The sequence below is a fragment of the Pseudomonas sp. SDO5215_S409 genome (assembly GCF_054071325.1).
In genome coordinates this window covers 1-402 of record NZ_JBSVWN010000182.1, presented here as the reverse complement: position 1 = coordinate 402, position 402 = coordinate 1, and the positions used below count along the sequence as shown (strand labels likewise).

General features: G+C 65.4%; 1 protein-coding gene. It reads right to left on the bottom strand.

What is annotated here, in order from left to right; translation table 11 throughout:
- On the bottom strand, nucleotides 1-402 hold a 402-nt coding region (locus ACW9H9_RS28825), incomplete at both ends, for an AMP-binding protein (protein ID WP_457346737.1).

The following is a 402-nucleotide window of genomic DNA, read 5'->3' as shown; positions in this document are numbered from 1 at the left end:
GGGTTTTCTGCAACACCGTGTCCTGCGCGGTGAGGCCGTACTCGTCCTGCATCCAAAGCAGGCGGTTGACCACGCCGGTGTGTTCGTTGATCACGCCTTTGGGCTTGCCGGTGGAACCGGAGGTGTAGATCACATAGGCCTGATGCTGCGGGGTCAGTTCGGCAACCAACGGGTTGCTCGCCGGTTGGTGCTGCCAGGTGTGCTGATCCAGGTCCACCACCGGCACGGCGATGTCACCGAGCAGGCCACGCGTCTCGCCCTGCACCAGCACCACGGTCGGCGCGCTGTCTTGCAGCATGTAGGCCAGGCGGTCCAGCGGGTAGGCCGGGTCCAGTGGCACGTAACCGCCGCCCGCCTTGAGGATGGCGAACAGGCCAATCACCATGTCCAGCCCGCGCTCGA